The organism is Uliginosibacterium flavum, assembly GCF_040566545.1.
GTDB classification, from domain to species: domain Bacteria; phylum Pseudomonadota; class Gammaproteobacteria; order Burkholderiales; family Rhodocyclaceae; genus Uliginosibacterium; species Uliginosibacterium flavum.
Genome location: NZ_JBEWZI010000032.1, coordinates 14,354 through 27,309 on the forward strand (window position 1 = coordinate 14,354; position 12,956 = coordinate 27,309).

At 61.0% G+C, this 12,956-nt stretch carries 12 protein-coding genes; 5 read left to right on the forward strand and 7 right to left on the reverse strand.

Annotation, left to right across the window (positions count from 1 at the left end; translation table 11 throughout):
- Positions 1 to 75: 75 nt before the first annotated feature.
- The 7 genes from corA to ABXR19_RS18815 form a co-directional block, all read right to left on the reverse strand.
- Entirely contained in the window at positions 76 to 1,416 is a 1,341-nt protein-coding gene (corA, locus tag ABXR19_RS18785) for a magnesium/cobalt transporter CorA (RefSeq protein ID WP_354602695.1), read from the reverse strand.
- A gap of 100 nt (positions 1,417 to 1,516) precedes the next feature.
- Positions 1,517 to 2,305 carry a septal ring lytic transglycosylase RlpA family protein gene (locus tag ABXR19_RS18790; protein ID WP_354602696.1) on the reverse strand — a complete coding sequence of 263 codons (789 nt, stop codon included), beginning with the start codon at positions 2,303 to 2,305 and terminating at the stop codon, positions 1,517 to 1,519.
- A gap of 250 nt (positions 2,306 to 2,555) precedes the next feature.
- Entirely contained in the window at positions 2,556 to 3,695 is a 1,140-nt protein-coding gene (gene rodA / locus ABXR19_RS18795) for a rod shape-determining protein RodA (RefSeq protein ID WP_354602697.1), read from the reverse strand.
- Positions 3,682 to 5,586, reverse strand: coding sequence for a penicillin-binding protein 2 (gene mrdA / locus ABXR19_RS18800; protein ID WP_354602698.1), 1,905 nt, complete (start codon positions 5,584 to 5,586; stop codon positions 3,682 to 3,684). Before mrdA ends, rodA begins: the two co-directional genes overlap by 14 nt.
- A 113-nt stretch (positions 5,587 to 5,699) precedes the next feature.
- Positions 5,700 to 6,221: a rod shape-determining protein MreD gene (gene mreD, locus ABXR19_RS18805; RefSeq protein ID WP_354602699.1), complete on the reverse strand. Its 522-nt coding sequence runs from the start codon at positions 6,219 to 6,221 to the stop codon at positions 5,700 to 5,702.
- Positions 6,221 to 7,264 (reverse strand): rod shape-determining protein MreC, encoded by a 1,044-nt coding sequence (gene mreC, locus ABXR19_RS18810; RefSeq protein ID WP_354602700.1) that lies wholly within the window; start codon positions 7,262 to 7,264, stop codon positions 6,221 to 6,223. Before mreC ends, mreD begins: the two co-directional genes overlap by 1 nt.
- Positions 7,265 to 7,410: 146 nt before the next feature.
- Positions 7,411 to 8,454 carry a rod shape-determining protein gene (locus ABXR19_RS18815; RefSeq protein ID WP_354602701.1) on the reverse strand — a complete coding sequence of 348 codons (1,044 nt, stop codon included), beginning with the start codon at positions 8,452 to 8,454 and terminating at the stop codon, positions 7,411 to 7,413.
- A gap of 204 nt (positions 8,455 to 8,658) precedes the next feature.
- Here ABXR19_RS18815 and gatC point away from each other — a divergent pair, with 204 nt between their 5' ends.
- From gatC to ABXR19_RS18840, 5 genes are all read left to right on the forward strand, one after another.
- A complete protein-coding gene (gene gatC / locus ABXR19_RS18820; RefSeq protein ID WP_354602702.1) occupies positions 8,659 to 8,946 on the forward strand; it encodes an Asp-tRNA(Asn)/Glu-tRNA(Gln) amidotransferase subunit GatC in 288 nt (95 codons plus the stop codon).
- On the forward strand, positions 8,943 to 9,539 hold the full coding sequence (lpcA, locus tag ABXR19_RS18825) for a D-sedoheptulose 7-phosphate isomerase (RefSeq protein WP_354602703.1): 597 nt from the start codon (positions 8,943 to 8,945) through the stop codon (positions 9,537 to 9,539). Before gatC ends, lpcA begins: the two co-directional genes overlap by 4 nt.
- Positions 9,536 to 10,987, forward strand: a complete 1,452-nt coding sequence (gene gatA / locus ABXR19_RS18830) for an Asp-tRNA(Asn)/Glu-tRNA(Gln) amidotransferase subunit GatA (protein WP_354602704.1) — start codon at positions 9,536 to 9,538, stop codon at positions 10,985 to 10,987. Before lpcA ends, gatA begins: the two co-directional genes overlap by 4 nt.
- A gap of 91 nt (positions 10,988 to 11,078) precedes the next feature.
- Complete coding sequence (locus tag ABXR19_RS18835; RefSeq protein WP_354602705.1) at positions 11,079 to 12,167, forward strand: phosphonoacetaldehyde reductase; 1,089 nt, start codon at positions 11,079 to 11,081, stop codon at positions 12,165 to 12,167.
- Between the two features lie 104 nt (positions 12,168 to 12,271).
- A complete protein-coding gene (locus ABXR19_RS18840) occupies positions 12,272 to 12,412 on the forward strand; it encodes a hypothetical protein (protein ID WP_354602706.1) in 141 nt (46 codons plus the stop codon).
- Positions 12,413 to 12,956: the final 544 nt, after the last annotated feature.

The following is a 12,956-nucleotide window of genomic DNA, read 5'->3' on the forward strand; positions in this document are numbered from 1 at the left end:
AAGGCTGAGCGAACTGCATGACTGTAGAGTGAGGCGATATGCGGCTTTGCGAGCATGCCGTGTACAGACCCGGTTCTAGCGCAGCCAGCCCTTCTTGTTGAAGTACCAGAACGGGATCAAAATCGAAATCAGCATCAAACCCAGCGAGAAGGGATAGCCGTGGGCCCATTCCAGCTCCGGCATGAATTTGAAATTCATGCCGTAGACGCTGGCGATCAGGGTCGGCGGCAGCATGGCGACGCTGGCCACCGAGAAGAGCTTGATGATCTTGTTCTGGTTGATGTTGATGAAACCGACGGTGGCGTCCATCAGGAAGTTGATCTTGTCGAAGAGGAAGGCGGTGTGGCCATCCAGGGATTCGATGTCGCGCAGGATCTGGCGCGCATCTTCCTGCTGATCCTTGGACAGGAATTTGCCGCGGATCAGGAAGGACAGCGCGCGGCGCGTGTCCATCACATTGCGGCGGATGCGCCCGTTCAGATCTTCCTCGGCGGCAATTGCGGCGAGGATGCGGGCGGCTTCCGCATCGGTGATCTCGGTGCTGAGCACCCGTTTGCCGACTGCTTCGAGCGAGGCGTAAACATCTTCGAGCGTGTCGGCCGAGTACTCGACGTCGGCGGCGTACAGATCAAGCAGCACGTCCTTGCCATCGGATACATAGCCTGGCTGGATGCGCGCACGCAGACGCTGCAGGCGGAACACCGGCAACTCTTCGTTACGGATCGAAAACAGGATGCCGTGGTGCAGGACGAAGGCCACGCCTACGTTGCGCGATTCGTCGGCCTTGTCGAGCAGGAAGGCCGAGTGCAAGTGGATCTGGTCGCTCTCGTCCTCAATGTAGAAGCGCGCGGATTCTTCAAGGTCGGTGAGGTCTTCGGGATCAGGCAGGGTCAGGCCGAAAACCTGTTTGACCCACTCCAGCTCTTCCTTGTCCGGTGCGATCAGATCGACCCAGATCGGTTTGGCGGCGGCCAGCGCGGCGCGCGTCTCGATGTTGATCTGACGCAGGCGTCCGTTATGCAGCTCGAAGGCGTTGAGCATCAACGGCTTGCGCTCGGGCTGCTCAGGCTCGCTGGTCAGGGTGTCGCGGAACTCGTCGGAGGAGAGCTCTTCGAGAATGTCTTCGCCGCGTGCCGCCTTGACCAGCTCCCATACCACCACGCTTTCGTTGTGCGGCAGGGCTTCAAGAATGCGGGCAATCTCGGGCGCTTCCAGTGCATCAAACTTGCGTTGCAGTTCGACCAGATTTTGCCGGTGCACCAGACCATCCACCAGATCGTGACGCGGCATGTCCTGACGGCGCACCAGATCCTCGACCAGACGATGGCGTGACAACAGCACCTGCACTTCTTGCAGGTGTAGCTGAAATGCCTCTTCACTGGCACTGACTGAGGGGAGGTCTTCGTTCTCGGACATGACGCGGCCTCGGGCGGAAAGGGGGAATTCTACTTGCTAATGGCGGCTTGCCGCTGCGCGCGGCCGGCGTTTTTGTGCGCCCGCTCCATGATTCAGGGCCTCAGCGCGTCACCACGAAGGGCTGCACGTTCAGGCTGGCGGCGATGCGATCGGCGATGCCGCGGGCTTCGTCGACGTCACGGAAGGGACCGACGTGCAGGCGGTATTTGTCGCCGATGAAACGGGTTTGCACGGCCTGTTGCAGCCACTTCAAATCATTTTGCAAGGCGTCACGGTATTTGTCGGCATTGGTACTCGACGCGAAGGCGCCGAGCTGCAGGAAGATGCCGCTCTCGCTTGCGGCTGCGGGCACTTCAGCACTGACTACTGGCGAAGCAGACGCGGGAATAGCCGGCGTAGCAACTTCGGTGACTGACGCAGGTTCGACGACGCGCTGCATCACCGGGCTGCTGGCAATCAGGCTGTCCAGATCGTCGGGCACGATGGCGTCGATCTGCAGCTTCGCGCTGCCCTGATTCACGTAGCCAAGCTTCCAGGCGGCGGCATAGGAGAGGTCGATGATGCGGCTGTGCAGGAAAGGGCCGCGATCATTGACGCGGACCACCACGCTGCGGCCATTGCTGAGGTTGGTGACGCGCGCATAGCTGGGCAGTGGCAGGGTCGGGTGGGCGGCGGTCATGGCGTACATGTCGTAAGCCTCGCCATTGGCGGTTTTTTTGCCGTGGAATTTCTTGCCATACCAGCTGCCAATGCCGGTTTGCGTGAAGGGCTGAATCTCTTGCAGGGGCGTGAAACGGTTGCCCATAACGACATAGGGTCGTTTAGAGGCCGCGCGCAGCGGCTCGGCGCGCGGCGTGGCATCGGGAATGTCAGCCAGATTGGGCGGCACACTGTCGCCTGGGCCATCGTCCAGATAATAGCCACCACCTTTTCTGGACGGGCTAGCACTGCTGGGAGGCACTGCCTCGACAGGAGCGACTGGTAAGGGTCTTGAGGCAGGGGGTCTGGAGCGCGGCTCTGCGGGCGCCTCGTAGGGCACGGTGCTGCAAGCGCCAAGCAGGACAATGCTTAGCAGGTAGGCAGCAGGGCGGGTTAGCCGCGGGCGTAAGTCGCCAATGATGATTCGAACCCTGCGCATGCTAACGCCGCCGCCGGGATTGCCGGATGCTCATCAGGATGCCGATGCCCAGGCACAGGGTAACCAGCGCGGTGCCGCCATAGCTCACCATCGGCAGGGGCACGCCGACGACGGGCAGGATGCCGCTGACCATACCCATGTTCACGAAGGCATAGGTGAAGAAAATCATCGTGACCGATCCGGCCAGCAAGCGGGCAAACAGATTCGACGCGTTGTTGGCAATCATCAGACCGCGTGCAATCAGCAAGCAGTACAGGATCGAAATGATCAGTACGCCGGCCAGTCCGAATTCTTCCGAGATCACCGCGAGGATGAAGTCGGTGTGACGTTCCGGCAGAAAATCCAGATGGGTCTGAGTGCCGTTGCGCCAGCCCTTGCCGAGGAAACCGCCGGAGCCCACGGCGATGGTCGACTGAATGGTGTGAAAGCCCTTGCCCAGCGGGTCGGTAGAAGGATCAAGCAGGGTGCAGATGCGGTGTTTCTGGTAATCATGCAGGCCCGGCCATTTCACCTGCGGCGCACAGATTTCGGACTGATAGGCAATGACGGCCACGATGCCGATGATGCCGATCAGGCCGGTCGGAATGATCAGCTTCCAGGACAGGCCGGCGAAGAAAATCACGAAAAATCCGGCACCCAGTACGAGGATAGCCGTACCCAGATCAGGCTGCTTGGCAATCAAGCCGACCGGCACCACCAGCAAGAGCATGGCGACCAGAAAGTCGCGCACCTTCAGACTGCCTTCGCGTTTCTGGAAGTACCAGGCCAGCATCAATGGCATGGCGATTTTCATCAGCTCGGAAGGCTGAATGCGCATCACCTTGAGATCCAGCCAGCGTCGCGCGCCTTTGGAGACATCGCCAAACAGCGCCACGCCAATCAGCAGCAGCACGCCCAGCACGTACAGCGGCAGCGCGAAGTTGTTCAGGCGCTGTGGCGGCTGCGCGGCGACGATCCACATGACCGTCAGGGCGACGACGACATTGGTCAGATGGGCGCCCATGCGTTCGGGCGAGGCGCTGAGCATGACCAGATAGGTGCAGGCCATGATGGCCAGGGTGATGATCAGCAGGAAAGGATCCAGCGGGCGCACGATGCGCAGCAGAAAGAGGCGGATATCAGTCAGACTAATCGTGGGCATGGCTATCCTCAGGATCCGCTTCGGCATCTTCGGGCGCAGCACCGGCCGGCTTGATGCCGAGCAGGTAGTAATCCAGCACCTGACGCGCGATCGGGGCGGCGGCGGCGGCGCCGAAGCCGCCATTCTCGACCAGCACGGCGACCGCGATTTTCGGATCATTTGCGGGCGCGTAGGCAATGTAGAGGGCGTGGTCGCGCAGGCGCTCGTTGATTTCGCCCTCCTTGTATTTACCGCCCTTGAGCGAGAAGACCTGGGCAGTACCGGTCTTGCCGGCCACTTCGTATTTGACTCCGGCAAAGGCGCGTGCCCCAGTGCCGTAAATATTCACGCCCACCATGCCCTTGCGGATAATTTCCAGATGCTCGGGTTTGAAACCCAGATCGGCAACCGGAGTCGGCTCGATCATGCGGCGCTGGCCACTTTGCGTATCAACGACATATTTGACGATGTGCGGCTTGAACATGATGCCACCGGCTGCCAGCGTGGCCGTGGCGTGCGCAAGCTGCAGAGGCGTGTAGGCGTTGTAGCCCTGACCAATGCCGATGGAAATGGTCTCGCCGGCATACCACTTCTGCTGTTCGGCTTTCTTGAAGCGTTTCTTCTTCCAAGCCTGTGAAGGCAGTACGCCGGTGGACTCGCCTTCGATATCGATGCCGGTGCGCGATCCAAAACCCAGCTTGCCCATGAAATCCGAAATGAGATCGATGCCCATCTCGTTTGCCAGGGTGTAGTAATAGGTGTCGCAGGAAACGATGATGGATTTGACCATATCCACCATGCCATGCCCGCCCACCTTGTCATCGCGGAAGGTGTTATTGCCGAAGACGAAGTAACCGGGATCGGATATCGCATAGGTAGCGCTGCGTTTGCCGGTTACCAAAGCCCCCATTGCCATGAATGGCTTGAAGGTCGAGCCGGGCGGATAGGCGCCGTTGATGGCGCGATTGATCATCGGTTTGTCGAGCGAGGTGTTGAGCACGTCCCAGTTGTCCGGGGTGATGCCGTCGACGAACAGGTTCGGGTCGAAACGAGGCGTGGACACCAGGGCGAGAATGCCACCCGTGCCGGGCTCGATGGCGACCAGCGAACCGCGTCGGGTGCCGAAAGCCTGCTCGGCGATGCGTTGCAACTCCGCATCCATGGTCAGCTGCAGATTGTTACCAGGAATCGGCGGGGTGCGCGCCAGGGAACGGACCGCGCGGCCGGAAGCGTCGACCTCGACCTGCTCGAAGCCGGTGACGCCATGCAGTTCCTTTTCGTAGCTCTGCTCCAGACCGGTCTTGCCGATGTGTTCGGTGCCGCGATAGTTGGCTGCAAGATCTTCGTCATCCTCGATCTTCGCCATTTCTTTCTGGTTGATCCGCCCGATATAGCCGATGGCATGCGAGGCCAGTTCGCCGAAAGGATATTGGCGAAACAGCCGGGCCTTGATATCTACGCCCGGGAATTTGTAACGTCGGGCGATGAAGCGCGCCACTTCTTCATCGGAGAGGCGGGTGCGGATCGGCAGGGATTCGAAATTCTTGCTCTCTTCGAGAAGTTTTTTGAAACGTTTGCGATCCTTGGGCTGGATGTCGATGAATTCGCTCAGCTCATCGATGGTGTCTTCCAGATTGCGCACCTTTGAAGGCGTGATTTCCAGCGTGTAAGCCGAATAATTGCGCGTCAGCACCACACCATTGCGGTCAGTGATTAGTCCGCGGTTGGGCACTATGGGCAGCAGGGAAATGCGATTTTCTTCGGCGCGCGTGGCGTAGTACTCGTAGCGCACGATCTGCAGATACACGAAACGCGCCACGATCAAGCCGAATCCGACGAGCACGAACACCGCCGCCGCGGCCACACGGGCGCGGAAACGCGAGAGTTCCTGTTCGGGGGCTTTGAGTTCCATCTCTTTTTAGTGAGGAGTGAAGGGTGAAGAGTAAAGGCGTGCAGTGGGCTACGTGGCGGAGTTTTCCGGCAGTTTCCTCGGGCGGTTTTCGCCCTCAAACTTTAACTCCTCACTTACAAAGGCCTGTTCTCATCATGATCAATAGCGCGCATCTGCGGCATCAGCAACAGATAGTGAGCAGGCAGCCACAAGGCTGCGGTGGTGAAACAGGTGAAGAAGTATTCCCAACCCGGGAAACGGTGGCCGGCCAGCAGACGCAGGATCAACATCACCATCTGCACCATCAGGAACAGCGGCACCATGTGCAAGGCCTGTGCGCCGGGCGAAAACCACAGCAGCCGACGTGAATTGACAAGCGACGCCCAGGCCAGCAGCACATAGGCTGCCGCATGCTGACCCATGACGGCGCCATGCACGACATCGACCATGACGCCCAAGACAAAGGCTATGCCCATGCCGACCCGGTGCGGCTCACGCACACACCAGAACGCCAGTACCAGTGCGACAAAATCCGGGATCGCGAAGAAACGACCGGCCGGGATGAAATTCAGAGTCAGCGCCACGATCAGACTGAAGGCCACAAAGCGCATGCGTACAGGCAGGAGCAAGCGCGAGGAACGATGGGTTGGCTGCATCAGGGTCCCTTGCGCGCCGGGCTGGCTGCTGGTTGCGGCACTGCGCTTTGCACAGGCGTGGGTGCAGGCGCGGAGCCCGCAGCCGTTGCCGTAATGGCGGGCACCGGCGCAGATATTTCCGCCGGCGGTTTGTTCTGCCGGATCCGTCCGCCTGAGGCGCGGCGCGGGTCACTGCTTTCATCGTCGGCCGGGCGTTGCTGGCGCGAGCCGATGCGCGACAACACCAGCACCGGGCCACTGCGTTCGACACTACCGGTCGGTTTGCACAGGATGCGCGCGAAGGATTCCGCGCTGTCGCGGGTGACCTTGATCACCGTTGCGACCGGCAGGCCCGGCGAGAACACGCCATCGAGGCCAGACGTCAGGATGCGGTCATTCGGTTTGACTTCGGCGTTGGCGGCGAGAAACTTCAGCTCCATCAAACCATTGCCCGTACCGAACATCACTGCCCGCAGCCCGCTGCGCTCGACGACGACCGGGATGGCCTGTTCCTTGTCGGACAGCAGGGTGACTTCCGCGTGAAGCGGGAAAACCCGTGTTACCTGACCGATCACGCCAAGCGGATCCACCACCGGCGAGCCGGGCTCGATGTCCTGCTGGCTGCCCTTGTTGAGGATGACCTTGCGCGAAAAAGGATCACGGGCGCTGAAGATGATCTCGGCGGCCGTGCTGCGCACCTTGAGTGAAGTCTGCATGCCCAGCAAAGCGCGCAATTCGGCGTTTTCCTGGCGTAATTGGGCGGTGAACAAGAGCTGGCTGGCAACTCCCAGTTGCTGTGTCTTGAGGCGCGTATTTTCACGTTGCAGCGTGACCAGACCACTGAAATATTCCGAGGCCTTGTGCACGAAATCCGCCGGGCTGGCCGCCGCAATCTGCAGCGGATAGCTGAGGACGGACAAGGCCTGGCGCAAGGTTTCCAGATAATGCATGCGCAGGTCCGCCACCAGCAAGCCGAAGGACAAGGCCAGATAGATCGTCAGGCGCGCTGCCGGCGGCAGGCCACGCTTGAAAAACGGAGGCGTCTGGTGGTCGAGGGAGGCCATGCCTTACTGCTTCGGAAAAAGAGAACGGATCTGCTGTAAAAGTGGGAAGAGGGAAGAGAGAAGAGGGATGTTCGTGGAGAGGCTACGGTCACGCCACGCAGTGGCGCACCCTTCCCCCTTCTCTCTTCCCGCTTCCCGCATCAGGCTCACTCCGAAGCGAAGATCGAACCGAGCTTGTCCATGCGTTCCAGTGCCAGACCGGAGCCGCGCACCACGCAGGTCAGCGGGTCTTCGGCGACGATCACCGGCAGGCCGGTTTCTTCCATCAGCAGACGATCCAGATCGCGCAGCAGCGCGCCACCACCGGTCAGCACCATGCCGCGCTCGGCGATATCGGCACCCAGTTCCGGCGGGGTCTGTTCCAGCGCGATCTTCACCGCCGAGACGATGGAGTTCAGAGGATCGGTCAGGGCTTCAAGGATTTCGTTGGACGAAATCGTGAAGCTGCGTGGAATGCCTTCGGCCAGATTGCGCCCCTTGACTTCCATCTCCTTGACCTCAGAGCCCGGGAAGGCCGAGCCGATGGTCTTCTTGATCGATTCGGCAGTAATTTCGCCAATCAGCATGCCGTAGTTGCGGCGGATGTAATTGACGATGGACTCGTCGAACTTGTCGCCGCCGACGCGCACCGAGCCGGAATACACCATGCCACCCAGCGAGATCACACCCACTTCGGTCGTGCCGCCGCCGATATCGACGACCATCGAGCCGGTCGCATCGCCCACCGGCAGGCCAGCACCGATCGCGGCAGCCATCGGCTCCTCGATCAGATACACCTGGCTGGCGCCGGCTCCCAGCGCGGATTCGCGAATCGCGCGGCGTTCCACCTGGGTCGAACCACAGGGCACGCAGATGATGATGCGCGGGCTCGGCGAGAACATGCGCGAATCGTGCACCTTCTTGATGAACTGTTTGAGCATCTGCTCGGTCACGGTGAAGTCGGCGATCACACCATCCTTCATTGGGCGAATCGCCGTGATGTTGCCCGGCGTTTTGCCCAGCATCTGCTTGGCCGAGTGACCCACGGCCTGGATGGTTTTCTTGGCATTCGGACCGCCTTCGGTGCGGATAGCCACTACCGAGGGTTCGTCCAGCACGATGCCCTTGCCGCGAACGTAGATCAGCGTGTTCGCCGTGCCGAGATCGATGGCCAGGTCATTGGAAAAATAGGAACGCAAGAGTCCAAACATGTGTAGAGCCACCTCTCTGTGACAGACCCGAACACCACGTTCAGGCCCGAGCAAACTGGGAACAGGAATAGCCCTCTATGTTACCCTATCCCGTTGTTTCCAATGTATCCGCCCTGATAAAGGGCTCAAGCTTTATTGGGTTTCATTCGGCGCAAGCCGCTGCTGAACTTCAATTGCTCCTGATATTTCCGAGGCCACAGAATCATGTCTCTCTCGCTGGAACAGGTCGGCCGTATCGCCCGGCTCGCCCACATCGAACTCACCCCCGCCGAAGCTGAAGCCACCCAGGCCAAGCTCAACGGGATTTTTGGCCTGATCGAACAGATGCAGGCCGTGGACACCACCGGTGTCGCGCCGATGTCACATCCGCAGGATCTGCTGCTGCGCCTGCGCCCCGATGCGGTGACCGAAACCAACCGCCGCGAGGCCTACCAGGCCGTCGCGCCCGAGGCTGAAGCCGGCCTCTACCTTGTGCCGAAGGTGATCGAATGAGCCGCCTCCTCCAGCATCTGCACGAAGGCGTCGAACTGCTCGCTCGCGTCGTCAAGGACGAAGCCCTGCTGGCCGAAGTCGACCGCGCCGGCGATATTCTCGTTGCCTGCCTGCGCAATGGCGGCAAAATCCTCTCGGCCGGCAATGGCGGCTCGCACTGCGACGCCATGCATTTCGCCGAAGAGCTCTCCGGCCGTTACCGCGATAACCGCCCGGCGCTCGGCGCCTTGGCGATTTCCGACCCTTCGCACATCACCTGCGTGGGCAACGATTACGGCTTCGAGTTCATTTTCAGCCGTCAGGTCGAAGCCCTGGGCCGTTCCGGCGACGTGTTTTTCGGTATTTCGACCAGCGGCAATTCCGCCAATATTTTGGCAGCCGCCCGCGCGGCCAAGGAACGCGACATGCGCGTCATCCTGCTGATGGGCAAGGATGGCGGCAAAATGAAGGGCGTTGCCGATGCCGAAATCATCGTGCCGCACTTCGGCTACGCCGACCGCATCCAGGAAATCCACATCAAATTCATCCACGCCCTGATCGACCATGTCGAGATCGGGCTGGGATATGCGGAAAATTCGGTGACAGCAAAATGAGCCTCCAGACTCTCAAATCGCTGGCCGACGCGCTGGCCCAGAAGAAGACCTCCAGCCGCGAGCTGGTCACCGATTATCTCGCCCGTATCGAGGCGCAGAATCCCACCATCAACGCCTTCATCACCGTCGACCGGGATGGCGCACTGGCCGCCGCCGACCAGGCTGACGTCGCGATTGCCGCCGGAACGGCCGGGCCCTTGGCTGGTCTGCCGATTGCGCACAAGGACCTGTTCTGCACCGAAGGCGTACTCACCACCTGCGGCTCGAAGATCCTCGCCAATTTCGTCAGCCCCTACGACGCCCACGTGGTCAGCCAGCTCAAGGCCGCCGGCGCGGTCAGCCTGGGCAAGACCAATATGGATGAGTTCGCGATGGGCTCGACCAACGAAAGCTCGGCTTACGGCGCGGTCAAGAATCCGTGGAATCTGAGCCGCGTGCCCGGCGGCTCCTCCGGGGGCTCGGCAGCGGCCGTTGCGGCCGGCATGATCCCTGCCTGTACCGGCACCGACACCGGCGGCTCGATCCGCCAGCCCGCCGGCCTGTGCGGCATCACCGGCATCAAGCCGACTTACGGCACGGTTTCGCGCTACGGCATGATCGCCTACGCCAGCTCGCTCGATCAGGGCGGATCGATGGCGCATACGGCGGAAGACTGTGCGCTGCTACTGAACCACATGGTCGGCTTCGACGCGCGTGATTCGACCAGTCTGGATCGCCCGGCCGAAGATTACCTGCACGATCTGCATCGCCCGCTCAGCGGCGTGCGGATTGGCTTGCCGAAGGAGTACTTCGGAGACGGGCTGGCAGCGGACGTGCGCGAGGCTATCGAAAATTCACTGGCCGAGCTGCGCAAGCTCGGCGCCACCACCGTTGAAGTCAGCCTGCCGAATACGCACCTGGCGATTCCCGCCTATTACGTGATCGCCCCGGCTGAGGCCTCCAGCAACCTGAGCCGTTTCGACGGTGTGCGCTACGGCCACCGCGCCAGCGAATACAAGGATCTGGCCGAGATGTACGCCAAGAGCCGCGCCGAAGGCTTCGGCGCGGAAGTGAAGCGGCGCATCCTCGTCGGTGCCTATGTGCTCTCGCATGGCTATTACGATGCTTATTACATCAAGGCCCAGCAGCTGCGCCGCCTGATCGCCCAGGATTTCCAGCAAGCGCTCACCCAGTGCGACATCATCGCCGGCCCGGTCGCGCCGACCGCCGCTTGGGGCCTTGGCCAGATGGCCGATGATCCGGTCCAGATGTATCTGGCCGACATCTACACGATTGCCGTCAATCTGGCCGGCCTGCCCGCCTTGTCGACCCCGGCCGGCTTCTCGGCGGATAACATGCCGGTTGGCTTGCAGCTGATCGGCAACTACTTCGGCGAGGCCCGTCTGCTGAATGTGGCACATCAGCTGCAACAAGCCACCGACTGGCATCTGCGTCAGCCGGGCCAGTAAGCATCTGAATCTTTCGTAGGTGCGGCTTCAGCCGCACACCGAGCGTGGATGGCCGGATGAATCCGGCCCTGCAACACCGAAAGGAATGAGCATGGCTGAGTTCCAGTGGCACAACCCGGTTCGCACGGTCTTCGGTACCGGCGTGCTGGATAAACTGCCCGAACTGGTCGGGCGCCGGCGCGTGCTGCTGGTCACTTTTCAGAGTGCTCATGCCACCGGCTTGCTGGCGCGCATCAAGGGCCTGCTCGGCGATCGCATCGTCGACATCATCGACACCGTGGCGACGCGCCCCGAACTCTCCGATGTCATCGCCACCCACATGCGCATCTGGGACGAGCGCAAGGCCGAGGTCATCGTCGCAGTCGGCGGCGGCAGCGTCATCGATTTCGCCAAGGCTCTGTGCTGCCAGCCCGAATCCGGCCATTTCCTTGATCTGCTGACCCACGCCACCCAGGTCGTGCGGCGCCTGCGCGTGATTGCCGTGCCCACCACCGCTGGCACCGGCAGCGAAGTCACGCCCTTCTCGATCATCTGGGATACGCGCGATAGCAATCAGGCCAAATACACCCTGAACAATTCACGCCTGTGGCCCGAAGCCGCGCTGATCGACCCCGAACTGGCAATGAGTCTGCCCAAGGTAGTGATGCGCAATTCCGCGCTGGACACCCTGGCGCATGCGCTCGAAGCCATCTGGAACGTGAACGCCAGCCCGATGAGCGACATGCTCGCCGTGGAAGCCGCGCGCATCGTGCTGGCCAAGCTGCCGATTGCCTGGCGCTTCCAGGGCAACACCAAGGCCCGCGTCGAACTCGCCCGCGCCGCCTGGCTGGCCGGCCAGTGCCTGTCGCAGACCCGCACCGCACTGGCGCATGCGATTTCCTACCCGATCACCATCAAGCAAGGCACGCCACACGGCCTGGCCTGCTCCTGGTCGCTACCCTGGGTCTGGCGCCAGGCAGCAGGCGTAGATCCGGCCCGCGACATGGTGCTGGCGCAAATCTTCGGGCCAGAGGAAAAAGACCCCATCGACCGCCTCGAAGACTTCCTGCACAGCCTCGAAGTCGCCACCGAGCCCTTCTTCTGGGGTTTGACTGAGGCCGACATGGCGCGCTCGGCCATCGAATATCTGTCAAAACCCAAGGGGCATAATTTTATTTCCAAGGGTTTGCGGATGCCGTGAGGGGTGTCCATGTCATTACTCTATTTGCTTCCCTATCCGATATACCGCGTTAGGCGTCACATTCACACAACGATATGCCCTCGTTCCCAGCTCATCGAATACGCATGCGTGTGTATTTCTCGACCTACCATCTGTGGGCCAGCTACGAGTTCGCCAATCGAAGCCTCAACATCGAAGCGGCGCACACAGGAGTGGCGCGCTTTGACATGGAGCATCGGGCACTCGTCATGCCTTTGACCATCTGAAGTCGAAGTTCCCGAAGAATGCACTCATGCAAGGGACTGAAAACCCCTTCTTTCCTGACAAATGCCTCGGCGCAGGATGCGCATTGTGGTCTGCAGAATCCGTGCGATCCTTTGCAGATCACTTTCATGCTCTGTTAGGTACAAAGCCGAACTACCAGCACGTAGGGTGCAATAAGCGTTAGCGCATTGCACCGAATGTTGGCGCGATTATCGGTGCGCGAGTTTGTTTGCCGTAACCATCCGGTGCAATGCCCTTCGGTTATTGCACCCTACAATTTCTGCGCGGGCGCGGATTTCCATGGGGATGTCTTACAAGGCGCAACAGAGCCACGCCCATCGAAGACCCGCACCCAGCCGCCATCTAGGGGCATGCCAGCCTGGGAGCCGCGCGGGGTGCCGGTCTTCGGCAAGGGGCTTGTATCTGGGTCGCTAGCCTTGGCCTGCCGGGCAAAATGGGCATAATCTCCCGCACTCAGCACTCAGCACTCAGCACTCAGCACTCAGCACTCAGCACTCAGCACTCAGCACTCAGCACTCAGCACTC

Excerpts from the sequence above, each read along its gene's own strand:
- corA (WP_354602695.1), bottom strand. The coding sequence starts at position 1,416 with ATGTCCGAGAACGAAGACCTCCCCTCAGTCAGTGCCAGTGAAGAGGCA.
- gatC (WP_354602702.1), top strand. The coding sequence starts at position 8,659 with ATGTCTCTCTCGCTGGAACAGGTCGGCCGTATCGCCCGGCTCGCCCAC.
- rodA (WP_354602697.1), bottom strand. The coding sequence starts at position 3,695 with ATGCCCACGATTAGTCTGACTGATATCCGCCTCTTTCTGCTGCGCATC.
- lpcA (WP_354602703.1), top strand. The coding sequence starts at position 8,943 with ATGAGCCGCCTCCTCCAGCATCTGCACGAAGGCGTCGAACTGCTCGCT.
- gatA (WP_354602704.1), top strand. The coding sequence starts at position 9,536 with ATGAGCCTCCAGACTCTCAAATCGCTGGCCGACGCGCTGGCCCAGAAG.
- mreC (WP_354602700.1), bottom strand. The coding sequence starts at position 7,264 with ATGGCCTCCCTCGACCACCAGACGCCTCCGTTTTTCAAGCGTGGCCTG.
- mrdA (WP_354602698.1), bottom strand. The coding sequence starts at position 5,586 with ATGGAACTCAAAGCCCCCGAACAGGAACTCTCGCGTTTCCGCGCCCGT.
- ABXR19_RS18840 (WP_354602706.1), top strand. The coding sequence starts at position 12,272 with ATGCGTGTGTATTTCTCGACCTACCATCTGTGGGCCAGCTACGAGTTC.
- ABXR19_RS18815 (WP_354602701.1), bottom strand. The coding sequence starts at position 8,454 with ATGTTTGGACTCTTGCGTTCCTATTTTTCCAATGACCTGGCCATCGAT.
- ABXR19_RS18835 (WP_354602705.1), top strand. The coding sequence starts at position 11,079 with ATGGCTGAGTTCCAGTGGCACAACCCGGTTCGCACGGTCTTCGGTACC.
- mreD (WP_354602699.1), bottom strand. The coding sequence starts at position 6,221 with ATGCAGCCAACCCATCGTTCCTCGCGCTTGCTCCTGCCTGTACGCATG.